General features: G+C 60.0%; 10 protein-coding genes. 1 reads left to right on the top strand and 9 read right to left on the bottom strand.

Going from position 1 to position 25,587, the window contains the following annotated elements:
* Positions 1 to 15: 15 nt before the first annotated feature.
* From J7E41_RS26685 to J7E41_RS26645, 9 genes are all read right to left on the bottom strand, one after another.
* Positions 16 to 1,551: an MFS transporter gene (locus tag J7E41_RS26685; protein ID WP_214997243.1), complete on the bottom strand. Its 1,536-nt coding sequence runs from the start codon at positions 1,549 to 1,551 to the stop codon at positions 16 to 18.
* A 543-nt stretch (positions 1,552 to 2,094) separates the two neighbouring features.
* Positions 2,095 to 3,015 carry a LysR family transcriptional regulator gene (locus J7E41_RS26680; RefSeq protein ID WP_214997242.1) on the bottom strand — a complete coding sequence of 307 codons (921 nt, stop codon included), beginning with the start codon at positions 3,013 to 3,015 and terminating at the stop codon, positions 2,095 to 2,097.
* A 62-nt stretch (positions 3,016 to 3,077) separates the two neighbouring features.
* On the bottom strand, positions 3,078 to 3,926 hold the full coding sequence (locus J7E41_RS26675) for an ABC transporter permease (RefSeq protein WP_214997241.1): 849 nt from the start codon (positions 3,924 to 3,926) through the stop codon (positions 3,078 to 3,080).
* Positions 3,927 to 3,938: 12 nt separating this feature from the next.
* Positions 3,939 to 4,790: an ABC transporter ATP-binding protein gene (locus tag J7E41_RS26670; protein WP_214997240.1), complete on the bottom strand. Its 852-nt coding sequence runs from the start codon at positions 4,788 to 4,790 to the stop codon at positions 3,939 to 3,941.
* 1 nt (position 4,791) lies between these two features.
* Positions 4,792 to 5,817 (bottom strand): ABC transporter substrate-binding protein, encoded by a 1,026-nt coding sequence (locus J7E41_RS26665; protein ID WP_214997239.1) that lies wholly within the window; start codon positions 5,815 to 5,817, stop codon positions 4,792 to 4,794.
* A gap of 14 nt (positions 5,818 to 5,831) precedes the next feature.
* Positions 5,832 to 6,725 (bottom strand): TauD/TfdA dioxygenase family protein, encoded by an 894-nt coding sequence (locus J7E41_RS26660; protein WP_214997238.1) that lies wholly within the window; start codon positions 6,723 to 6,725, stop codon positions 5,832 to 5,834.
* A gap of 241 nt (positions 6,726 to 6,966) precedes the next feature.
* Complete coding sequence (locus J7E41_RS26655) at positions 6,967 to 8,328, bottom strand: HlyD family type I secretion periplasmic adaptor subunit (protein WP_214997237.1); 1,362 nt, start codon at positions 8,326 to 8,328, stop codon at positions 6,967 to 6,969.
* Positions 8,318 to 10,474: a type I secretion system permease/ATPase gene (locus J7E41_RS26650; protein ID WP_214997236.1), complete on the bottom strand. Its 2,157-nt coding sequence runs from the start codon at positions 10,472 to 10,474 to the stop codon at positions 8,318 to 8,320. The genes J7E41_RS26655 and J7E41_RS26650 overlap by 11 nt, the downstream gene beginning before the upstream one ends.
* A 41-nt stretch (positions 10,475 to 10,515) precedes the next feature.
* The gene (locus J7E41_RS26645) at positions 10,516 to 11,880 is read right to left on the bottom strand and encodes a TolC family outer membrane protein (protein ID WP_214997235.1); all 1,365 of its coding nucleotides are present in this window, start codon (positions 11,878 to 11,880) and stop codon (positions 10,516 to 10,518) included.
* Positions 11,881 to 12,218: 338 nt separating this feature from the next.
* Between J7E41_RS26645 and J7E41_RS26640 the strand changes: the two genes are divergently transcribed.
* Positions 12,219 to 25,541, top strand: a complete 13,323-nt coding sequence (locus J7E41_RS26640) for a retention module-containing protein (protein WP_214997234.1) — start codon at positions 12,219 to 12,221, stop codon at positions 25,539 to 25,541.
* Positions 25,542 to 25,587: the final 46 nt, after the last annotated feature.

Genomic DNA, 25,587 nt, shown 5'->3' with positions numbered 1-25,587 from the left:
TGTTTCGATAAGCAATCAGGTCGGCGCCCGGGGCGGATAGATCCGCGTCGGCATCCAGAAAATCAGCAGAATCAACGCCACCGCGACACCGGCCATGACGTAGTAGAGATCCGAAGACGTGAGCACCACGGCCTGCTCGTGCAGCCGATGGGCCAGGCCTGCCGGGTCGCTGTCAGCCAGGGGCGAGTTGCCCAGGCTGTCCACCAGCATGGTTGAGTGGAAATGCAGGCGGTGGGTGGTCAGCGCGTCGATCACGCCAGTGGCAACCACGGCGGCCAGGCCCTTGACGGTGTTGAACCAGGCCGAGGCGAATGGCCCGTCCGCCGGGGTGATGCTGCCGGTGGAGAGCATCAACAGCGGTAACACCGCCATGGGCTGCCCGAAGATCTGCAGCAGTTGCAGGGCATAAAAATCATCGCGGATCCACGCCGAGGTCAGTTGCGCCCCGCCGAGGCAAGACAGGATCAGCATGCTCAGGCCAATCCCCAATACCCAGCGGCAATCGACCCAACGCAGGTTGCACAGCGCCGCCACCAACGGCAGCGCGATCAACTGCGGCAGCGCCATGATCAACATCACCGGCGCGGTTTGCAGCGGTCGGTAACCCTGGACCTGGGCCAGGTAGCTGGACGGAATGATGATCGCCGCCAGCAACACAATCAGCACGCCGGCCAAGACGATCAGCGCGAACGCCAGGTTGCGGATGCCGAGCATCTGCAACTTGAAAAACGGCATCGGGTGCGACCATTCGTTGATCATGAACAACACCAGCAACAGCGTCCCGCCACACAGCAGCGAGGTAATGAGTGTCGATTCGAACCAGTCCAGGCGATTACCCTGCAACAGGCCGATCACCAGCATGCAGATCGCCGGGAAACCCAGCAGCAGACCGCGCCAGTTGAACTGCTTGAGACGCTCCAGGCGTGGCGGATCCTGGGGCAGGCCGTAGGCCACGGCGGCCATGGCCAGCAGGCACGGCGCGACGATCTGCCAGAACGCCCATTGCCAGCCGACGTACTCGGTCCACAACGCCGCCAGCGGTGTGCCGAGGCTCGGGCCGAAGGTGGCGGTCAGTGCGTAGCCGGCCAGGCCATAGAGCTTGACGTTGGCCGGCAGGAAACGCAGGGCTACGGTCATCAGCATCGGCGGCAAAGCCCCTCCGGCCAGGCCCTGCACCGTGCGCAGGATCAACAGGCTTTCGTAGTTCGGCGCAAACGGGCACAGCACGCCGAGCACGGTGAACACACCGATTGCCCACAGGGTGAAGCGACGCAGGGAAAAGGTCACCGAACACCACGGCGCAAACGCCATGGCCGAGACGGAGGTGGCGGTGTACGCGGCCACCAGCCAGGTGCCTTCGTCGAAACCGATGTACAGCGCACCGCGAATGTCAGCGAGGGCGACCTTGGTCACCATTTCGTTGAGCCCGGAAACCAGCACCGCCAGCAACACGCCGACCAGGCCAATGATGATACGAGGACCGAACGTGGGCGGCGCGATGGCACTAGGTTTGGCTGCGGCCAGGGGTACGGGGGCAGCGAGGGAGGTCATGAATACAACTCGGAATAAGAAATACCCGAGCAGTTTAATAAGGCATAGACATGACGAAAACTGACTTATTGGAAGGTTATAAGTGCGCTAGACGCAACAGTTGCACAGCACATCTCTGTCGGCCCCAAGAGCCATGCCCGCTCATACATTTGGCCCGTTGTGCCGCTGACGAGATACGAGGCTGCGATAAGGGCCGAAGGACCTTCGGCAGTTTCAAGAGACTGGCGACTGCTGCGCAGCCGATCGCAGGCTGCGCCAGCGGCTACAGGTGATCGACACCCTGTAGCCGCTGCCGAGGCACGAGGCTGCGATAAGGGCCGAAGGACCTTCAGCAGTTTCAAGGCCCTGGCGACTGCTGCTCAGCCGATCGCAGGCTGCGCCAGCGGCTACAGGTGATCGACACCCTGTAGCCGCTGCCGAGGCACGAGGCTGCGATAAGGGCCGAAGGATCTTCGGCAGTTTCAAGACTGGCGACTGCTGCGCAGCCGATCGCAGGCTGTGCCAGCGGCTACAAGTGATCGGCTGCGGCTACACACAGGCAACTTATGCGGGCTGCGCTTCGCGCCAGGTGGCTTCACAGCACTCACGCATGGTTTCCCGTAGCCATTTATGCGCCGGATCTTTGTCAAAGCGTGGGTGCCAGGCCTGGGTCAATACCAGGGTCGGCAGGGAGATCGGCAAGGTGAAGGCCCGCAATGGCAGCTTCAGGCGATTGGCGCTGTACAGCGCCTCCTTGGGCACCGGCAGGATCAGGTCAGAGTCGGGCAGCATGAACATCGCACCGTGAAAACCCGGGGCAATCATCGCCACCCGGCGCTCCAGGCCTTGGACGTTGAGGGCCGTGTCGATGGGGCCACGCGCGATACCACGGCGGGAGATGCTGATGTGGGAATAACTGGCAAACCGGGCGGCGGTGATTTCGTCATCGAACAGCGGATGTCCTTCCCGCGCCAGTCCGACAAAGGTGGTGGAGAACAGGTTTTGCACCTTCACTTCCGGGGTGATCGGCATGGTATTGCCCACCCGCAGGTCCAGTCGGCCTTCGCGCAGCGCTTCATCGTCGCTGTCGCCTTCCGGCACAAAGCGCAGCTCGCACAGCGGGGCCATGCGTTCCATGGTGTCGAACAGACGACCGCCATAGACCCCGACGAAAAAGTCGTTAGCCCGCACGCTGAACCGTCGGCGCAGGGTACTCAAGTCCACCTGGTCCGCCGAGCGGAACAACAACGCGGCCTGTTCCACCACGTTGCGCACCTGGTCCTGCAACTCCAGGGCCTTGGGTGTCGGCACCAGGCCGCGACCGGCACGCACCAGGATCGGATCGCCCACCGCTTCGCGAATCCGCGTCAGGGTGCGGCTCATGGCCGCCGGGCTGAGGTTCATCCGCCTCGCGGCACCCACCACGCTGCCTTCATCGAGCAAGGCGTCGAGGGCGACCAGCAGGTTCATGTCCGGTAGTTGCATGCCAAGCACTCGTGATCAGTCGGGAGTGAACTGCGTGCAATCGTAGCAGCATTCAACCGACTTCAGCGCTGCATGCCCCAACGCTTCACCGTGACCCGCTCAAGGGTGTCAAACACCAGGTTTTCCACCAGCAAGCCAATCAGGATCACCACCGCCAACCCGGCAAACACCTTGTCGGTGTACAGCTCGTTGCGGTTCTGGAAGATGTACCAGCCCAACCCACCCTTGCCGCTGGTGGCGCCGAACACCAGCTCGGCAGCGATCAGCGTACGCCAGGCAAAAGCCCAGCCGATCTTCAGCCCCGCAAGAATCGACGGCAGCGCCGCCGGGATCAGGATGAACAGTACAAAACGCATGCCCTTGAGGCCGTAGTTGCGCCCGGCCATGCGCAGGGTTTCCGAGACACCGAGGAACCCCGAATAGGTGTTAAGGGCCAAGGCCCACAGCACCGAATGCACCAACACGAAAATCAGGCTGTTCTGCCCCAAGCCAAACCACAGCAACGCCAGAGGCAACAAGGCAATCGCCGGCAGCGGGTTGAACATCGAGGTCAGGGTGCTCAGCAGGTCGCGTCCTAACTGAGTCGACACGGCCAGCGTGGTCAGGGCAAACGCCAGGACGATACCGATCAAGTAGCCCTTGATCAGCACCACCAGCGAGATGCTGACTTTGCTCAACAACTCCCCACTGGCGATGCCGTCGTAGAAGGCATGGAAGGTCTGCAAAAAGCTGGGTAACAGCAGGTCGTTGTTCTGATAACGCGCCGCCGCTTCCCAAAGAATGGCGAGCACGATCAGGATCAGGCTTTTGCGCAACCAGCCTTGTTGCCACAGGCGCTGGCGCAACGGCAACTCGCGTTCTACGCGAACGCCGGGCAACGGCTCGAGAGTGATTTCATATTCCTGGCGCATGGGGACAACCCTTCAATAAGCGATGCGGATATCGGCAAAACCCAATTCGGTTTCAGCTTCAGGTGCTTCATCAAACAACAGCCGATGAATACGCCGCGCCGAGGCCTGAAATTCCACACCGCCGAGGCTGTGCAGGTCGTATTGATGGCTGTGAATTTCCGCTCGTACACGCCCCGGATGAGGCGACAGCAACAAAATGCGATTGCCCACCACCAGTGCTTCTTCGATGGAGTGGGTCACGAACAACAGGGTGAAGCGCACCTCCTCCCAGAGCAGCAGCAATTCTTCCTGCATCTTGCGGCGAGTCAGGGCGTCGAGGGCGGCGAAGGGTTCGTCCATCAGCAGGATTTTCGGCTGCATGGCCAAGGCTCGGGCAATTGCCACGCGCGCTTTCATGCCACCGGAAAGGGTATGCGGATAAGCATCGGCGAAAGCCGTGAGGCCAACTTTTTCCAGGTAGTGCAGCGCCCGCTCCTCGGCCTCGCGGCGCTTGAGGGTTTTGGAGGCGAGCAGCGGGAACATGACGTTCTGTTTGACGGTTTTCCACGGTGGTAACTGGTCGAATTCCTGGAACACCACGATGCGATCCGGGCCCGGTTGCTCGACTTTTTGCCCCAGTAAACGGATCTCGCCTTCGCAGGGTTTGATAAAGCCGGCGACAGACTTGAGCAGCGTGGATTTACCGCAGCCCGAAGGGCCCAGCAACACAAAACGGTCGGCCGGGTCGATCTCGAAACTGACTTGGTGAGTGGCCCGCACCACCCGCTCGGGGGTGCGGTATTCAAGGCTGACATGGTCCACCGAGAGCAGCGCTTCGGGGGTACTCAGGTTGCTGGCCGTGTGGCCTTGCAAGGGAGCGTTCATCTCAGCTCCCTTGCAACGGCTTGGCATCCTGGAAGAAGTAATCCTTCCACGATTCAGGTTTGTTCTTGATCGCCCCCACACGGTAGAGGAACTCCGCCAACGGGTAAGTATTTTTTGGCGTAACGCTGAACTCGAATTGCGGGTTATCAATGATTTTCAACAATTCGGCACGGTCGATCTTGGCCTTGGTCACGCGGATGTAGGTATCGGCGGCGGCGCCTTTGTCGTTCTGGGCGAATTGCGCGGCTTCGGTCAGGGCTTCGATGAAAGCCTTGTAGGTTTTCGGGTTGTCGTTGCGGAATTTCTCGGTGGCGAACAATACCGTCGGCGAGTTTGGGCCAAGGACGTCGTAGGAGTTGAGGACCACATGCACATTAGGGTTGGTCAGGGCCTGCTCCTGGAACGGCGGGTTGGAGAAATGCCCCGTCAATTCGGTGCCACCGGCAATCAGCGCAGCAGTGGCGTCCGGGTGCGGAACGGCCACGGTGTACTTGTCCAGGCGATTGAATTCCTTGTCGCCCCACTGTTTGGCAGCGGCGTATTGCAGAAAGCGCGACTGCACGGAAACGCCGACGGCCGGTACGGCAATGCGGTCTTTTTCGGTGAAGTCAGCGATGGTCTTGACCTTGGGGTTGTTGCTCACCAGGTAATAAGGGAAGTTGCCCAGGGACGCCACCGCCTTGACGTTTTGCTTGCCATGGGTGCGATCCCAGATGGTCAACAGCGGCCCGACGCCGGCACCGGCGATGTCGATGGAGCCGGAGAGCAGTGCGTCGTTGACCGCTGCCCCACCGGATAGCTGAGTCCAGTCGACCTTGATGTCGATACCTTCCTGCTTACCGTATTTCTCGATCAGGTTCTGGTCGCGCACCACGTTGAGCAGCAGATAGACGATGCCGAACTGCTCGGCGATGCGAATCTCGCCTTCAGCCTGGGCGGCGGCCGGTGCGATCAGGCTGCCGGCCAGCAGGCTGACACCCAAACCAAGGGTGGCGGCCAGTCGTGTGAATGGGATTTTCTTGGACATGGTCGTGCTCCGGTTCAGAAAGGCGCGTCGCCCTGGATGGTGGTGCGGTACAGCTTGCGGCGCAGGTGGCTTGGGCAGCCGGCAGCCAAGTGGACCAGCGAACGGTTGTCCCAGAACACCAGGTCGTGGGGCTGCCATTGATGGCGGTAGATGTTTTCCGGCAGCACGCTGTGGGCGTAGAGCTGAGCCAGCAGGTCGCAACTTTCGTCTTCCGGCAGGCCGACGATGCGCGTGGTGAAGCCTTCGCTGACGAACAAGGCCTTGCGGCCGTTTTCCGGGTGGGTGCGCACGACCGGATGCACCACTTCAGCCACTTGGGCAAGCTGCTCAGGCGTCAGGGTCGGGCGCCAGTTGCCTTCGAATTTGGTCTCGCTGTAACGCGCCGTGTAGGAGTGAGCGGCGCTGCGCCCCTCAACCGCCTTGCGCAGGTGCGCGGGCAGTTGGTCCCAGGCTTTGTGCATGTCGGCGAACAGGGTGTCGCCACCTTCGGACGGCAGCTCCTGGGCGTGGAGCATGGAGCCCAGGCTCGGCAGCTCCTTATAGGACAGGTCCGAATGCCAGAACTTGCCGGCGTCTCCCAGGCCGATGGATTGGCCGTTTTCGATGATGTTGGAGACGATGAGGATTTCCGGGTGGTTGGCCAGCAGGAACTGTTTGAGCACGTGGATTTGCAGCACGCCGAAGCGGCGGCTGAAGGCGATCTGTTGTTCGGGGGTGATGCGTTGGTCTCGGAACACCACGACATGGTGGTCCAGATGCGCGCGATGGACGCGGGCGAAGTCCTGGTCGTTGACCGGCCGGGACAGGTCCAGGCCAATGATCTCAACGCCGACGCTGCCGGGAAATGGGCGGATGTCGAAGGTTTGGGCGGCGTGGGCGGCGGTTGGGGCAACAGAGGTGGCGGACATGAAATCACTCCCGGGCGGTCAGGAGAGTGACTTTATAGATATAAGAACGGCAGTTTAAATACCGTTAATGAATATCTATATACAGTAAGTCTCTGTAGCCGCTGCCGAGGTACGAGGCTGCGATGGGTTGCGAAGCGACCCCAAGGGGCGGTCCTGCGGACACGCATCGCAGCCTCGTACCTCGTCAGCGGCTACAGCCCATCGCAGCCGTGCCTCGGCAGCGGCTACAGGAATCGGGTGATTAGCGCTCGTGCAACGCCTCGGCCCGGGCCTTGATGATCGGCTTGAGCAGGTAGCTGAGGATCGTTTTCTTACCGGTGATGATGTCCACCGACGCCACCATGCCCGGGATGATCAACAGCGGCTTCTCGTCCGTGCCCAGGTGGCTGCTGTCGGTGCGCAGGGTGATCATGTAGTAGGTGGTTTTCTTGTCTTCGTCGGTGATGGTGTCCGCACCGATGCGTTCCAGCTTGGCTTTCAGGCCACCGTAGATGGTGTAGTCATAGGCGGTGAACTTGACCACCGCTTCCTGCCCAGGGTGCAGGAAGGCAATGTCTTGCGGGCGGATTTTGGCCTCCACCAGCAAGGTGTCGTCCAACGGCACGATTTCCACCATGTCGCTGCCCGGCTGGATCACGCCACCGATGGTGTTGACCAGCAGTTGCTTGACGATCCCGCGCACCGGCGAGGTCACCAGGGTCCGGCTGACCCGATCTTCCAGGGCTTTGCCGGTGGCCTGGGCCTTGTTCAGGTCGGTGCGGGCTTCGTTGAGTTGGGTCAGGGCTTCACTGCGGTACTTGCCGCGCGTCTCGTCGATCTTGCGCTGCACTTCCTTGATCGCCGAGTCGGCGCGGGGGATCGCCAGGGTGGTGGCGTCCAGTTGCCCACGGGTTTCCATTTCCGCGCGCTTGAGGCGCAGCACTTCTACCGGCGACACCGCACCCTGGGCGACCAGGGGTTCGGACATGTTGATTTCCTGGCGCTGCAATGACAACTGGTTGCGGTATTGGCTCTGCTTGGAGGAATACTCACGCAGTTCCTGCTGACGTTGCGTCAGTTGCTCCTGCAAACCACCGATTTCGTCCTTGAACTGCTGGCGACGGCTTTCGTACAGCGATTGCTCGCTGATGGCCTGGCTCGGCGCGGCAGTACGCACGTCCTCGGGGATGCTCAGCGGCCGGTCTTCGACCTGGGCACTCAAGCGCTCGATACGCAGCAGCAGGGACAGGCGCTGGGCTTCGGTTTCCCCGGCGTTGGACACGAACCGAGTGTCGTCGAGGCGAATCAGCGGCGCGCCGGCGTCAACAATCTGCCCTTCCTTGACGTACAACTCAGCAACGATGCCGCCTTCCAGGTTCTGGATTTTCTGCAGTTTGGAAGAGGGAATGGCCTTGCCATCGCCACGGGTCACTTCATCGATCTTGGCAAAACCGGACCACAGCAGCATGCACAGGAAAAACCCGATGATGCCCCAGATGGTCAGACGCACCACGCGGGGAGCATCTTCGATCAGGGCCTTCTTGACCTCAGGCAGTGGCTGGCCGTCCAGCGAGTCGGAGCCGATGAAATAGCGACGGACCGCGTCCTTGAATTTACGCAACACTGATCTGCCCCTTCTTCAACGCTTCCATCACCACGGCTTTCGGGCCATCCGCAAGGATTTGCCCACGGTCGATCACCAACAAACGGTCCACCAGGGACAGTAACGACGCCCGGTGCGTCACCAGCACCACGGTCTTGTTCTCTATCACCGATTGCAGGCGCTGCTTCAGGCGCTCTTCACCGGTGTTGTCCATGGCGCTGGTGGGTTCATCCAGCAGCAGGATGGGCGGGTTGAGCAGCAAGGCACGGGCCAGGGCGACGTTCTGTCGCTGGCCGCCGGAGAGGTTCTGACCACGCTCACCCACTTGCAGCTCATAGCCCTGGGGGTGCAGGCGGGCAAATTCATGGACGCCCGCCAGCTCGGCGGCTTGCAGCACCAGTTCGTCTTCGACGTAACGGGCGCCGGAGACCAGGTTATCGCGCAGGGTACCGGCCAGCAGTTGGATGTCTTGCGGCACGTAGCCAACGTTGTGGCGCAGTTCGCTGACGTCGATCTGGCGGATGTCCACACCGTCCACCAGCAGGGCGCCGGAGTCGGGCTGGTAGAGACCGACGATCAGCTTGGCCAGGGAGCTTTTACCCGAGCCGCTGCGTCCGATGATGCCGATCTTCTCCCCGGGCTTGATGATCAGGTTGATGTTCTTGAGCGCCATGTTCTGCTGGTTGGGGTAGGTAAAGTTCATACCCCGGCATTCGATGGCGCCTTGCAGGGTACGGCGGCTCAGGGGGCGCTCTTCGAAGTTGCGCTCCTGGGGCAGCTCCATCATCTGGTCGGTGGAGACCATGGTGACCTTGGCTTGCTGGTAGCGGGTCATCAGGCCCGACAACGAGGCCAGCGGGCTGAGGGCGCGGCCACTGAGCATGTAGCAGGCAATCAGGCCGCCCATGCTGAGGTTGCCGCCAATGATCTGATAGACCCCGAAGACGATCATGATCACACCCGCCAATTGCTGGATCAGCAGGGTGATGTTCATCGACAGCCCGGAGAGCATTTTCACCCGCAGTTCAAGGCGGCTGAGGGTGCCAATGGTTTGTTCCCACTGGTACTGGCGTTCGCTTTCAGCGTTGTTGACCTTGACCGCATCCAGCCCGGCCAGGGTTTCGATCAGGCTCGACTGGCGCTCGGACGCCAGGGCCATGGTGCGCTCCATGGTGGCCACCAGCGGCTTTTGCAGCAGGTAGCCGATGACCAGAGCAATCGGGAACGCCAACATCGGGATCCACACCAGATGCCCGCCAAGCATGGCGATCACCAGGAAAATCAGCAGGGTGAACGGCAGGTCGATCAGGCTGGTCAGGGTCAGGGATGCGAGGAAGTCCCGCAGGCTCTGAAATTCGTGGATGTTCTGGGCAAAGCTGCCGACCCGCGCCGGGCGGTACTTCATTGACATGCCGACAATCCGCTCGAACAGCGTGGCCGAGATGATCAGGTCGGTTTTCTTGCCGGCCAAATCCAGGCACAGACTGCGCAGGCTCTTGAGGATCAGGTCGAAGATGTAGGCGATGATGATGCCGGTGGCCAACACCCACAGAGTCGCGGTGGCCTGGTTCGGCACCACGCGGTCGTAGACGTTCATCACGAACAATGGCGCAGCCATGGCGATGATGTTGATCAGGAAGCTGGCGGCGATGGCGTCGGCGTAGAGCCAGCGCGAACGCTTGAGGGTGTCGCGAAACCAGGAACGGGCCCGGGGAATCAGGGTGCCGTGGCTGACGTCGAACTTGTGCTGGGGTTGGGCGAAGAACACTTTGCCAATGTAGTCATCGGCCAATGCTTCGCGCTTGACGATGGTTTCGCCACCGTCGCTTTCGCTGAGCAGTACCTGAGCTTCATCTTCACCCTGCCAACCGAGCAACACGGCACTGCGGCCGTCTTTAAGCAACAGCAGCGCGGGCATGGCGATAGCGGGAATCGAATCAAGCTTGCGTTGCAGCAAACGCCCTTGCAAACCGGCCCGGGCAGCAGCCCGAGCCAGCAAGTCAGCACTCAGGCGCTGCGACGGCAACGGCAGGCCGGTGGTCAGCATCGCCGCGCTGGCGGTCTTCTGGTGCAGGGCACAGAGCGCCAACAACCCGTCGAGTAACGGGTCGTCGTGCAGCGTGCGTGGATCATGACTGAGTTGAACTCGACCGACTTCGGATTCCACGCGGCTACTCTCGACTAACTGATGGGTCTATAAGGAATAGCTCAATTCATCCCGGGCAGTTGGACTTTCGGCTTCACATCGTTTTGCACGACGGAAGCCATTGGTGCGACCACTCCCTGGCTCTTGAGCAATTCGCCCATGGTCGCCTTGATTCGGTATTGAGTAAATAACTGAATGTTCTTGATTTCTTCCAGTCGGCGGGAAGCAGTGAACAGTTCGTTCTCGCTGTCGAGCAAATCGAGCAGAGTCCGTTGGCCCAGGCTGAATTGCTGCTGGTAAGCGGTGCGTACACTGGTGCTGTGATCGACATATTGCTGGGCAATCGGCACCTGGGTATTCGCGTTGTTCAAAGCGTTCCAAGCCAGGCCCAATTCCTCGTTCAACACGCGCAGAGCGTTGTTACGGATGTCCAGGGCCTGGTTGGACTGGTAGGACTTGGACTCCAGGTCAGCCTTGTTGCTGCCACCGGCGAACAGGTTGAAACGCATGCGCACCATGGCTTCCCAGCCGTTGGTATGGGAAGGATCCCCGGCGACGTTGTTGTCGGCATTGGTGCCCAGTTCGGCATCAAAACGCGGGTAGAACGCGGACTTGGCGGCTTCGTATTGTTGTTCGGCAGCAACGATATCGGACTCGGCCGAACGCAGGATCGGGCTGTTATCGAGCATCTGGCGGCGCGCTTCGTTCAAGTCGGCAGGCAGCATCGCCATGAAGCTGGCCGGACGCTCCAATTGATCGGGCATCTGGCCAACAGCACTGAGGTAGTTGGTCTGGGCATCAGACAGGTTGGTCTGTTCGGTGATCAGGTTGTTTCGGGCCTGGGCCAAACGGGCTTCGGCCTGATCCAGGTCGGCGCCGTTACCCACGCCGCGCTGGGTGCGCAACCGGATCTGGTCGTAGATACGCTCGTGGTTGCGCAGGTTATCTTCAGCCAGACGCACGAACTCACGGCGAGTCAACACATCCAGATAGACCTGGGCGACGGTCAGCCCGGTGCGTTCAGAAGTGCCGAGCAAGGAGTAGGCGCGGGAGTTAACGGTGGCTTGTTGACGCCCCACTTCGCTGGAGGTGGCAAAACCGTCAAAAATCATTTGTTGCAGACGCAGACTAGACTCACCTCGAGTCAGAGTGTCCCAGTCCTTGGAGCTGCCATTAGCACGGTTCGTGGCACGGGTCGTGGAGTTGTCGACGCCTTCACGACCATACCCGGCGAGCGCATCCACGCGCGGCAGGTAGCCGCCCTTGGCAGCCTTGAGCTGGTAGTCGGCGGACAAACGGCTATTCACGCCGGCCTGAATTTCCGGGTGCACGTCCAGCGCTTGCTGCATGGCCTGAGGCAATGTTTGGGCCTGTACGAAACTGGCGGCGAGAGCGAACGGTATTGCCTTAAGCAGGTGCAAGCGCATTTAAGAGTTCCCCTGGACTTCTTGTCTCAAATCACAGCGGATTGGGCCGCAGTGTCGGAAAATGGCAACCGTAATGACCGTACGTCGGAAAGTTCCAAAAGCGGAACTGGTTCACATCTGTAGGACGGTTCGCCGGATGAATATCAATGTGACATTAGTGGGACGATTGTTTAGGATGGCGACCATAAGGTCAATAGTTTGGCATAAAGTTATTCCCCTAAGAATGAAGCCAAATTATTGACGATTCATACGTCAATATTCAAAACACCTCCAACCTGATAGCCAACTCGCGGTCAGGCCTATGGAAGTCAGCGAGCGGATCGCCGGAGAAATCTTCAATGAGCAGCGTAGTTGCTATTGCCAAAAGCGTTGTAGGCCAGGTTTTTGTTATTTCTCCGGAAGGCGCCCGCCGCGTACTCGTTGAAGGTGATCGGCTGTTCGCAGGCGATCAGGTAGACACGGGTATGTCGGGCGCCGTCAGCCTTGAGCTGGCCGACGGCCGCATCCTGGACCTGGGTCGTGACACACAATGGAGTGCTGACACACCCGACTCCAGCGTCGACCTGGCTCAAGCGACTGCGCAAGCAGCACCGTCGGTTGCCGAACTGCAGCAAGCCATCGCTGCGGGCGTCGACCCGACGACCGACCTGGAAGCCACGGCGGCCGGTGCAAACGCGGCCGGTGTCGGCGGTGCAGCCGGTGGCGGCCACAGCTTTGTAGTCCTTGATGCAACCGCGGGTAGCGTCGCTCCGGTGATTGGCTTTCCAACGGCGGGCCTGGGCTTCGCCACTTCAGCTCTGAACCAACTCGCCGGCGCGCAAGCGAACGGCAATGGCGGCCTGACACAACAGGCGTCGACCCTGACCCTGGGCGCAACCCCGACCATCACCGAAGCCGGCGGCGTACTGACTTACACCGCCACCGTTACCCGGGCCTCCAGCACCGACCTGAACGTCACCCTGTCCAACGGTTCGGTGATCACTATCCCGGCCGGCCAATTGACCGGTTCCGTCAATGTTCCGCTGGCGCCCAACGACAGCCCGTACATCGACCCAAGCCAGATTACCGTCACCGTCACCGGCACCACCGGCGGCACCAACCTGGTACTGACCGTCGACCCGACGCCAGCCGTGACCCAGATTACCGACACCATCGACACCACCACCGTGACCCTGACCGCGGCCGAGACGGTAACCGAAGGTGGCCAGATCACGTACACCGCCACCCTGACCAACCCGGCGCAAACGCCGGTGACTGTCACCTTGAGCAATGGCTCGGTGATTAACATTGAGGCGGGCAAGTCCACGGGTACCGTGGTGGTCAATACGCCGGCCAATGACGTCTACAACAATGGCAGCACCGTCACCACCACGATTACCACGGCCACTGGCGGCAACTTTGAGAACCTGGTGCCGAACCCGACGCCAGCCGTTACCACCATTACCGATTCGGTCGACAACACCGGGCTGAGCCTCACCGCCACCGACACCGTCACCGAAGGCGGCCAGATCACCTACACCGCGACGCTGACCAACCCCGCGCAAACGCCGGTGACCGTGACCCTGTCCAATGGCTCGGTGATCACCATCAAGGCCGGCGAGTCGGTCGGCACGGTCGTGGTCGATACCCCTGCGAACGACGTCTATGTCAACGGCAGCACGGTGACCACGAGCATCACCGGGACAACCGGCGGCAACTTCGAGAACCTGGTACCCAGCACCACGCCAGCCGTCACGACCATTACCGACTCGGTCGACACCACCACCGTAACGCTGACCGCGCCGGGTGATGTCAGCGAAGGCGGCCAGATTACCTACACCGCCACGCTCTCTAACAAGGCGGGCACTGACGTCACGCTGAAGCTGGATAACGGTTCGACCATCACCATCAAGGCTGGCGAAACCGTGGGCTCCGTGACCGTTGCGGCGCCTGGTGATGACGTGTTCATCGACAAGAGCACCCAGACCGTCAAGATCACCGACACCGCTGGCGGTAACTTCGAGAACCTCGTCGTGGCCGGCAACGGTGCGACTACCACCATCAACGACACCATCGACAAAGTGGATGTGGTGCTGACCGCGACCACCACCGTGGGCGAAGGTGGCCAGATCGTCTACACCGCCAGCCTTGTGGATAAAAACGGCGCGGCGGTGACCAACGTCACTAATCCGTTGACCGTGACCTTGGATAACGGCCAGACCATCACCATCGGTGTAAACCAATCGAGCGGCACCGTTTCGGTTGTGGCTCCAGATGATGTGTACAAAGGCGATCAGACTGTCACCACGGCCATCACCAAGGTAGCCGGCGGCGAGCACTTTGAAAGTCTGGTTCCGGGGACCACGCCCGTCACCACTACCGTGACGGATACCCCGGGCACCGATAACACCACCACCGTAACCCTGACGGCTCCCTCGGAAGTCAGCGAAGGTGGCCAGATCACCTATACCGCTACGCTTTCCAACAAAGCGAGTACCGACGTCACGCTGAAGCTGGATAACGGTTCGACCATCACCATTAAGCAGGGTGAGACTGTTGGCTCGGTCACCGTGGCCGCTCCAGGCGATGACGTGTTCATCGACAAGAGCACCCAGACCGTCAAGATCACTGATACCGCTGGTGGCAACTTCGAGAAACTGGAAGTCGCTGGCGACGGCGCAACTACCGCCATCAACGACACTATCGACAAAGTGGACGTGGTGCTGACCGCGACCACCACCGTGGGCGAAGGCGGCAACATCGTTTACACCGCCTCCTTGGTCGACAAGGCAGGTAATGCTGTTACCAACATCACCAACCCCCTGACCGTGACCTTGGACAACGGCCAGACCATCACTATTGGCGTGAACCAGTCGAGCGGCACTGTCTCGGTTGTGGCGCCGGATGATGTGTACAAAGGCGACCAAACCGTTACCACCGCCATCAAGGGCGTGACCGGCGGCGAGCACTTTGAAAATCTGGTTCCAGGCACCGCACCGGTCACTACCACCGTGACCGATACTCCGGGTACCGATAACACCACCACCGTGACCCTGACGGCTCCGTCTGAAGTTAACGAAGGTGGCCAGATCACCTATACCGCGACCTTGAGCAACAAGGCCGGGACTGATGTGACGCTGAAGCTGGACAACGGCTCCACCATCACCATCAAGGCCGGCGAAACCGCAGGCTCGGTCACCGTGGCCGCTCCAGGCGATGACGTGTTCATCGACAAGAGCACTCAGACCGTCAAGATCACCGACACCGCTGGCGGTAACTTCGAGAAACTGGAAGTGGCCGGCGATGGCGCAACTACCGCCATCAACGACACCATCGACAAGGTCGATATCGTCCTGACGGCGACCACCACCGTGGGCGAAGGCGGCCAGATCGTTTACACCGCCAGCCTTGTGGATAAAAACGGCGCGGCGGTGACCAACATCACTAATCCGTTGACCGTGACCTTGGATAACGGCCAGACCATCACCATCGGTGTAAACCAATCGAGCGGCACCGTTTCGGTTGTGGCTCCAGATGATGTGTACAAAGGCGATCAAACCGTCACCACGGCCATCACGAAGGTAGTCGGCGGCGAGCATTTCGAAAACCTGGTGCCAGGCACAACGCCGGTCACTACCACCGTGACCGATACTCCGGGTACCGATAACACTACGACTGTGACCCTGACGGCTCCGTCGGAAGTTAGCGAGGGTGGCCAGATCACCTACACCGCAACCTTGAGCAACAAGGCCGGTACTGATGTGACGCTGAAGCTGGACAACGGCTCCACCATCACCATCAAGCAGGGTGAAACCGTAGGTTCGATCACCGTCGCCGCCCCAGGCGATGACGTGTTCATCGACAAGAGCACTCAGACCGTCAAGATCACCGACACCACCGGTGGCAACTTCGAAAAACTGGAAGTGGCTGGCGACGGCGCGACCACCGCCATCAACGACACTATCGACAAAGTGGACGTGGTGCTGACCGCGACTACCACCGTAGGCGAAGGCGGAAACATCGTTTACACCGCGTCCTTGGTCGACAAAACGGGTAATGCGGTGACTAACATCACCAATCCGCTGACTGTCACGCTGGATAATGGCCAGACCATCACCATCGGTGTAAATCAGTCCAGCGGCACCGTTTCGGTTGTAGCGCCGGACGATGTGTACAAAGGCGATCAGACCGTCACCACGGCCATCACCAACGTAGCCGGCGGCGAGCATTTCGAAAATCTGGTGCCCGGCAAAACGCCCGTCACTACCACCGTGACTGACACACCGGGCACCGATAACACCACGACTGTGACCCTGACGGCCCCGTCGGAGGTTAGTGAGGGTGGTCAGATCACCTATACCGCTACGCTTTCCAACAAAGCGGGCACTGACGTCACGCTGAAGCTGGATAACGGCTCGACCATCACCATCAAGGCCGGCGAAACCGCGGGTTCCGTGACTGTTGCGGCGCCAGGCGATGATGTGTTCATCGACAAGAGCACCCAGACCGTCAAGATCACCGACACCGCTGGCGGTAACTTCGAGAAACTGGAAGTCGCTGGCGACGGCGCAACTACCGCCATCAACGACACCATCGACAAGGTCGATATCGTCCTGACGGCGACCACCACCGTGGGCGAAGGCGGCCAGATCGTTTACACCGCCAGCCTTGTGGATAAAAACGGCGCGGCGGTGACCAACATCACTAATCCGTTGACCGTGACCTTGGATAACGGCCAGACCATCACCATCGGTGTGAACCAATCGAGCGGTACCGTCTCGGTTGTAGCGCCGGACGATGTGTACAAAGGTGATCAGACTGTCACCACGGCCATCACCAAGGTAGCCGGCGGCGAGCACTTTGAGAATCTGGTGCCGGGCACAACGCCGGTCACTACCACCGTGATAGATACACCGGGTACCGATAACACCACCACCGTAACCCTGACGGCTCCATCGGAAGTCAGTGAAGGTGGCCAGATCACCTATACCGCGACTTTGAGCAACAAGGCTGGGACTGACGTCACCCTGAAACTCGATAACGGTTCGACCATCACCATCAAGGCCGGCGAAACCGCGGGGTCCGTGACTGTTGCGGCGCCAGGCGATGATGTGTTCATCGACAAGAGCACCCAGACCGTCAAGATCACCGACACCGCTGGCGGTAACTTCGAGAAACTGGAAGTGGCTGGCGATGGCGCAACTACCGCCATCAACGACACCATCGACAAGGTCGATATCGTCCTGACGGCCACCACCACCGTGGGCGAAGGCGGCCAGATCGTTTACACCGCCAGCCTTGTGGATAAAAACGGCGCGGCGGTGACCAACATCACCAACCCGCTGACCGTGACCTTGGATAACGGCCAGACCATCACCATCGGTGTAAACCAGTCCAGCGGCACCGTTTCGGTTGTAGCGCCGGATGACGTTTACAAAGGCGATCAAACTGTCACTACCGCCATCAAAGGCGTAACCGGTGGTGAGCACTTCGAAAACCTGGTGCCCGGTACCGTACCGGTCAGCACCACCGTCACGGATACTCCAGGCACTGAAAACACCACCACTGTCACACTGACCGCGCCTGATGCCGTCAACGAAGGTGGTCAGATTACTTACACCGCCACGCTTTCCAACAAAGCGGGCACCGACGTCACGCTGAAGCTGGATAACGGCTCGACCATCACCATCAAGGCTGGCGAAACCGTGGGTTCCGTGATCGTTGCGGCGCCTGGCGACGACGTGTTCATCGACAAGAGCACTCAAACCGTCAAGATCACCGACACCACCGGCGGTAACTTCGAGAAGCTCGTTGTAACAGGTGACGGCGCAACCACGAGCATCAACGACACCATCGACAAGGTCGATATCGTCCTGACGGCCACCACTACCGTGGGCGAAGGTGGCAACATCGTTTACACCGCCTCCTTGGTCGACAAAGCGGGTAATGCGGTGACTAACATCACCAATCCGCTGACTGTCACGCTGGATAATGGCCAGACCATCACCATCGGTGTAAATCAGTCCAGCGGCACCGTTTCGGTTGTAGCGCCGGACGATGTGTACAAAGGCGATCAGACCGTCACCACGGCCATCACCAATGTAGCCGGCGGCGAGCATTTCGAAAATCTGGTGCCCGGCAAAACGCCGGTCACTACCACCGTGACGGATACCCCGGGCACCGATAACACCACCACCGTAACCCTGACGGCTCCATCGGAAGTCAGCGAAGGTGGCCAGATCACCTATACCGCTACGCTTTCCAATAAAGCGGGTACTGACGTCACGCTGAAGCTCGACAACGGTTCGACCATCACCATCAAACAAGGTGAAACCGTTGGCTCGGTGACCGTCGCGGCTCCAGGCGATGACGTGTTCATCGACAAGAGCACTCAGACCGTCAAGATCACTGATACCGCTGGCGGCAACTTCGAAAAACTGGAAGTCGCTGGCGACGGCGCAACTACCGCCATCAACGACACCATCGACAAGGTCGATATCGTCCTGACGGCGACCACCACCGTGGGCGAAGGCGGACAGATCGTTTACACCGCCAGCCTTGTGGATAAGAACGGCGCAGCGGTGACCAACATCACCAACCCGCTGACCGTGACCCTGGATAACGGCCAGACCATCACCATCGGTGTGAACCAATCGAGCGGCACCGTTTCGGTTGTAGCTCCAGATGATGTGTACAAAGGCGACCAGACCGTCACCACCGCTATCAAAGGCGTGACCGGCGGCGAGCATTTCGAAAACCTGGTGCCCGGTACCGCACCGGTCACTACCACCGTGACTGACACACCGGGTACCGATAACACCACCACCGTGACTCTGACGGCTCCCTCGGAAGTCAGCGAAGGTGGCCAGATCACCTATACCGCGACTTTGAGCAACAAGGCTGGGACTGACGTCACCCTGAAACTCGACAACGGCTCGACCATCACCATCAAGGCCGGCGAAACCGCGGGTTCCGTGACCGTCGCGGCTCCAGGCGATGACGTGTTCATCGACAAGAGCACTCAGACCGTCAAGATCACCGACACCGCTGGCGGTAACTTCGAGAAACTGGAAGTGGCTGGCGATGGCGCAACTACCGCCATCAACGACACCATCGACAAGGTCGATATCGTCCTGACGGCCACCACCACCGTGGGCGAAGGCGGACAGATCGTTTACACCGCCAGCCTTGTGGATAAGAACGGCGCAGCGGTGACCAACATCACCAACCCGCTGACCGTGACCCTGGATAACGGCCAGACCATCACCATCGGTGTGAACCAATCGAGCGGTACCGTCTCGGTTGTAGCGCCGGACGATGTGTACAAAGGTGATCAGACTGTCACCACGGCCATCACCAAGGTAGCCGGCGGCGAGCACTTTGAGAATCTGGTGCCGGGCACAACGCCGGTCACTACCACCGTGACAGATACACCGGGTACCGATAACACCACCACCGTAACCCTGACGGCTCCATCGGAAGTTAGCGAAGGTGGCCAGATCACCTATACCGCGACTTTGAGCAACAAGGCCGGGACTGACGTCACCCTGAAACTCGATAACGGTTCGACCATCACCATCAAACAAGGTGAAACCGTAGGCTCGATCACTGTCGCGGCTCCGGGTGATGACGTGTTCATCGACAAGAGCACCCAGACCGTCAAGATCACCGACACCGCTGGCGGTAACTTCGAGAAACTGGAAGTGACTGGCGATGGTGCAACTACCGCCATCAACGACACCATCGACAAGGTCGATATCGTCCTGACGGCCACCACCACCGTGGGCGAAGGCGGCCAGATCGTTTACACCGCCAGCCTTGTGGATAAAAACGGCGCGGCGGTGACCAACATCACCAACCCGCTGACCGTGACCCTGGATAACGGCCAGACCATCACCATCGGTGTAAACCAGTCCAGCGGCACCGTTTCGGTTGTAGCGCCGGATGACGTTTACAAAGGCGATCAAACCGTTACCACGGCCATCACCAACGTAGCCGGCGGCGAGCATTTCGAAAATCTGGTGCCCGGCAAAACGCCGGTCACTACCACCGTGACGGATACACCGGGTACCGATAACACCACCACCGTAACCCTGACGGCTCCATCGGAAGTCAGCGAAGGTGGCCAGATCACCTATACCGCGACTTTGAGCAACAAGGCCGGGACTGACGTCACCCTGAAACTCGACAACGGTTCGACCATCACCATCAAACAAGGTGAAACCGTAGGCTCGATCACTGTCGCGGCTCCGGGTGATGACGTGTTCATCGACAAGAGCACTCAGACCGTCAAGATCACTGATACCGCTGGTGGCAACTTCGAGAAACTGGAAGTCGCTGGCGACGGCGCGACCACCGTTATCAACGACACCATCGACAAGGTCGATATCGTCCTGACGGCCACCACTACCGTCGGCGAAGGCGGCAACATCGTCTACACCGCCAGCCTTGTGGATAAAAACGGCGCGGCGGTGACCAACATCACCACCCCGTTGACCGTGACCTTGGACAACGGCCAAACCATCACCATCGGTGTGAACCAGTCCAGCGGTACCGTTTCGGTTGTGGCGCCAAACGACGTCTACGCCGGTAACCAGACCGTCACCACCGCTATCACCAACGTAGCCGGCGGCGCACATTACGAGAACCTGGTCCCGGGCAAAACCCCGGTCACCACCACCGTGACCGACACGCCGGGCACCACCGATACCACCACCGTCACGCTGACTGCGCCTAGCGCCGTCAACGAAGGTGGCCAGATCACTTACACCGCCACGCTTTCCAATAAAGCGGGTACCGACGTCACCCTGAAACTCGACAACGGTTCCACCATCACCATCAAACAAGGTGAAACCGTAGGTTCGATCACCGTCGCCGCCCCAGGTGATGACGTGTTCATCGACAAGAGCACTCAGACCGTCAAGATCACTGATACCGCTGGTGGCAACTTCGAGAAACTGGAAGTCGCTGGCGACGGCGCAACCACCGTTATCAACGACACCATCGACAAGGTCGACGTAGTGCTGACGGCCACCACTACCGTCGGCGAAGGCGGCAACATCGTCTACACCGCCAGCCTTGTGGATAAAAACGGCGCGGCGGTGACCAACATCACCACCCCGTTGACCGTGACCCTGGACAACGGCCAAACCATCACCATCGGTGTGAACCAGTCCAGCGGTACCGTTTCGGTTGTGGCGCCAAACGACGTCTACGCCGGTAACCAGACCGTCACCACCGCTATCACCAACGTAGCCGACGGCGCACATTACGAGAACCTGGTCCCGGGCAAAACCCCGGTCACCACCACCGTGACCGACACGCCGGGCACCACCGACACCACTACCGTCACGCTGACTGCGCCTAGCGCCGTTAACGAAGGTGGCCAGATCACCTACACCGCCACCTTGAACAACAAGGCCGGCACTGACATGACGATCAAGCTGGATAACGGCTCGAGCATCACCATCAAACAAGGTGAAACGGTTGGCTCGGTCACTGTGGCCGCTCCAGGCGATGACGTGTTCATCGACAAGAGCACCCAGACCGTCAAGATCACCGATACCACGGGCGGTAACTTCGAGAAGCTGGTTGTGGCTGGCGATGGCGCCACCACTACCATCAACGACACCATCGACGATGTGAAGGTTGTACTGACCGCCACCAACAGCGTTGCCGAGGGTGGCCAGATCACCTACACCGCCAGCCTCGTGGACAAGAACGGCGTCGCCGTGACCAACGTCGGCTCCGATCTGGTGGTCAAGCTGGATAACGGCTCGAGCATTACCATCGGCAATGGCAAGACCAGCAGCACCGTCAATGTCACGGCACCCAATGACGTCTACGTCGGCGCCAACGATGTGTCGGCCAAGATCACCAACGTGATCAGCGGCGGCGACAAGTACGAGAACCTGATTGTGGTCGGCACCCCGGTGGTCACCAAGGTGACGGACGTGGTGAACAACACCGTGATCAGCATCGCGGGTGATACGTCGGTCAACGAGGGCCAGACCGCCCACTACACGCTGAACCTGACCAACCCGGCGGCCACCGACGTCACTGTGACCCTCAAGTACAGCGGCACGGCCACCGACGGTTCGGACTTCACCGGCGTGTACACCGTGAAGATCCCGGCGGGTTCCAGCAGCGCGACGTTCGATATCAAGACCATCGATGACAAGTTGACCGAGCTTACGGAAAACTTCGTGATCACCATCGACAAGACCACCGGTGGCAACTTCGAGAACCTGGCGATCAGCGGTACCAACGGCAGCGTCACCACGTCGATCATCGACAATGACGCGCCACCGGTCATCGACCTGGACGCCAACGACTCCAGCGGTGCAACGGGTGCCAACTTCAAGACCACGTTCACCGAAGGCGGCACAGGGGTGTCGATTGCTGACACCGACATCAAGATCACCGACCCGGACAGCACTCAGCTGACCGGCGCCACCGTGGTCCTGACCAACACCCAACAGGGCGACTCGCTGAACTTCACAAACGTCGCCGGCATCACCGTGACCTCGGCCACGGACCCTGCCACCGGCAAGATCACCCTGACCCTGACCGGCACGGCGTCACTGGCTGACTACACGCAGCAGATCAAGAACATCACGTTCACCAACAGCAGCCACGACCCGAGCACCACGCCACGGACCATCACCGTGACCGTGACCGATGGCGGCAACTACTCCAACGTGGCAACCACCACGGTCAACGTGGTAGCCGTCAACGATCCACCGGTTGCCACCGGCAGCGCTGTCACTGGTACGGAAGACACCCCGCTGGCCCTGACCTGGTCCAACTTCGGTGTCACTGATGTGGACTCTCCACAAGCCAGCCTTGGGGTGAAAATCACCGAGCTGCCGGTTGCCGGAAAGCTGCAGTTCCTCGCAGCGGATGGCGTCACCTGGAGCAACGTGACCGCCGGCCAGACCTTCACCAAGGCGCAGATCGACGGCGGCCAGTTGCGCTTCACGCCGAACGCCAACGAATCCGGTGTCGATGGCTACGGTGGCACGGGCGTGGGCAACAAGCAGGCGGACTACGCACAGTTCAAGTTCCAGCCAACCGATGGCAAGGATCTGGGCAACACCGCCACGATGAAAGTCGACATCACGCCGGTTGCCGACAAACCAACGCTAACCACCGACAACTCCCAAGCGACCCCGCCCTCCATTGGCCTGATCAAAGAAACCTGGACCAATCTCAAAGGGCTGGGGACTGATGGCAACGGTGTTTCCGCTGACCAACTCAAAGCGGCCATCGCTAATGCCGGTACGCCAAACAGCACGACAGTAGAGACCAACGTTCAGTCCACCGGCAATGTGGCTCTGGGCACCGGCTCGAAAACCTCTGGCCTGATTTACCTGGAAGCCGGCAAGTCCTACAAGTTCACCGGTACTGGAGATGACAGCCTGGTCGTGAACATCGGAGGCAAGGACGTAGCGACCACCACTTGGGGTGCGGGCGGTGCGTTGAACGGTACGTTCGTACCGACCACCAGCGGCTACTACACCATAGATGTCTACCACTCCAACCAGTCAGGCCCCGGTAGCTATGATGTAAACCTGTCAGTCAACGGCGCTGCGGCTATCGATCTAAGTAGCGGTGGCGTGCCGCTCTACACCGACCGCCAGGACCTGATCAACGCGGGGGTCAACCTGTCCGAGTTCACTGGCAGCAATGGTGATGGGTACTACACGGCCTACAAACCTAACGAGGGTCTGGAAAACAGCAATGTCCACCTGTCCAAGGTGGTCACTGCACTGACCGACACTGATGGTTCTGAATCTCTGGCCGTGAAGATTAGTGGCGTTCCGGCGGGCTCGGTGCTCACCGATGGTGCGGGCCATACATTCACCGCAACCGCTAGCAACGGCGAAGTAAACGTATTGGGTTGGGACCTTGCCAACCTCGCGATCAAGCCACCGCCTTATTACAATGGCACGTTCAATCTGACGGTCACGTCCACCTCGACTGAAAGCCTGGGCGGTTCGGCTAGTAGCACGGCCACGATCCCGGTCAAAATCTACCCAGGCACCTATACGCCGTCGATGGGCAGCTCGGGCGATGACAACGTTGTTGGCACCGGTGGCAACGACATCGTCGTCGCCGACGTGGCCGGCCTGAACGTGGTCCAGGGCAAGAACTACAACATCGCGTTCATGGTGGACACCTCTGGCAGTATGAGTGCGGCTTCGGTGAAGGCGGCGAAAGACTCGTTGACCACCGTGTTCAAATCGCTGCAAGACAGCATAGGCTCCAGCACTTCGGGTACCGTGAATATCTTCCTGGCGGACTTCGATACCCAGGTCAACCAGACGATTTCGGTCAACCTGAAGGACCCTGGCGCCCTGACGGCCCTGCAGGGCGTCCTGAACTCGATGGTGTCGGGCGGCGGGACCAACTACGAAGATGTGTTCAAGGCCACGGCCAACTTCTTCAACAGTGCCCAGGCGAAAGGCAACAGCGGCGCAATCAACACAACGTACTTCATCACCGATGGCCAGCCGACGTACTACCAATCCGGCGAGCAGACCAACCCGACCTTGTATGGCAGCGTAAAACTGGATGATGTCGTCACCAGCAGCAACTACACCTTGGGTAGCGCATTCAGCACCAGACCCGACAACAATCACCAAATTGACATTGATGCCAGCGGGAAAGTAACCGTCTGGACCTACAACTTCGGCTGGACCAGCTACAGTCCGGGAACCGTCCATGCCCAAGGGGATGGCACCTATGAGTTGTCTAACCTTGGCGGTACTGGTTTCTCCACCGATGGTTCTACCACCAGCAACTCCGGCTCCGCGTTTGCACTGCTCAGCGGTTTATCCACTGGCGGCGTCGAAGCTATCGGCCTGAACAGCGGCGTCAGCCTGGACCAGTTGAAACCGTACGACAGCGACGGCAAGCCACAAGCCAACATCGATCCGAAGGACCTGGCCAATGCCATCCTCGGCCACAGCGAGGCCACCCTGCCGGGTGCCGACCGTGTCGATGGCGGTGACGGCAACGACATTCTGTTCGGCGACCTGGTGAGCTTCCCGGGCATTCAAGGCGAGGGTTACAACGCGATCCAGACCTACGTGGCCGGCAAAAATGGCGTAGCAGTAGCGGCCGTTACCGGCCAGGATGTGCACAAGTACATCACCGAGCACTACACCGAATTCGACACCTCGGGTGCCAAAGACGGTAATGACACCCTGCTGGGTGGCTCGGGCGATGACATCCTGTTCGGCCAGGGCGGCAGCGACTACCTGGACGGCGGCAAGGGTAATGACATTCTGCTGGGCGGTACCGGTAATGACACGCTGATCGGCGGCCAGGGCAATGACATCCTGATCGGCGGCTCGGGTGCCGACACCTTTATCTGGAAAGCCGGTGACACCGGCAACGATGTGATCAAGGACTTCAAAGCATCGGAAGGCGATCGTATCGACTTGCGCGATCTGCTCAAGGGCGAAACCGACGGCACCATCGACAACTTCTTGAAGTTAACCACGGTGGATAACGTGACGACGCTGCAGATCAGCTCCGAAGGCAAGCTCAATGCAGCCGGCGGTGTGGCCAATGCGGATGTCACGATCAAGCTGGAGGGTAACAACTGGTCCGGTCAGACGATCAATTCGTTGATCAGCGGTGCCGACCCGACCATCAAGGTCGATCACACCTAAGCTGACCCCCTGCACCGGCCGCCTCTTGAGGCGGCCGGTTCATTTC

The sequence above is a fragment of the Pseudomonas fluorescens genome, assembly GCF_018614655.1.
GTDB lineage: Bacteria > Pseudomonadota > Gammaproteobacteria > Pseudomonadales > Pseudomonadaceae > Aquipseudomonas > Aquipseudomonas fluorescens_BX.
The sequence above is the reverse complement of the archived record's forward strand: the minus strand, read 5'-3'. Positions and strand labels throughout refer to the sequence as shown.

Excerpts from the sequence above, each read along its gene's own strand:
- J7E41_RS26660 (WP_214997238.1), bottom strand. The coding sequence starts at position 6,725 with ATGTCCGCCACCTCTGTTGCCCCAACCGCCGCCCACGCCGCCCAAACC.
- J7E41_RS26675 (WP_214997241.1), bottom strand. The coding sequence starts at position 3,926 with ATGCGCCAGGAATATGAAATCACTCTCGAGCCGTTGCCCGGCGTTCGC.
- J7E41_RS26665 (WP_214997239.1), bottom strand. The coding sequence starts at position 5,817 with ATGTCCAAGAAAATCCCATTCACACGACTGGCCGCCACCCTTGGTTTG.
- J7E41_RS26685 (WP_214997243.1), bottom strand. The coding sequence starts at position 1,551 with ATGACCTCCCTCGCTGCCCCCGTACCCCTGGCCGCAGCCAAACCTAGT.
- J7E41_RS26680 (WP_214997242.1), bottom strand. The coding sequence starts at position 3,015 with ATGCAACTACCGGACATGAACCTGCTGGTCGCCCTCGACGCCTTGCTC.
- J7E41_RS26670 (WP_214997240.1), bottom strand. The coding sequence starts at position 4,790 with ATGAACGCTCCCTTGCAAGGCCACACGGCCAGCAACCTGAGTACCCCC.
- J7E41_RS26640 (WP_214997234.1), top strand. The coding sequence starts at position 12,219 with ATGAGCAGCGTAGTTGCTATTGCCAAAAGCGTTGTAGGCCAGGTTTTT.
- J7E41_RS26645 (WP_214997235.1), bottom strand. The coding sequence starts at position 11,880 with ATGCGCTTGCACCTGCTTAAGGCAATACCGTTCGCTCTCGCCGCCAGT.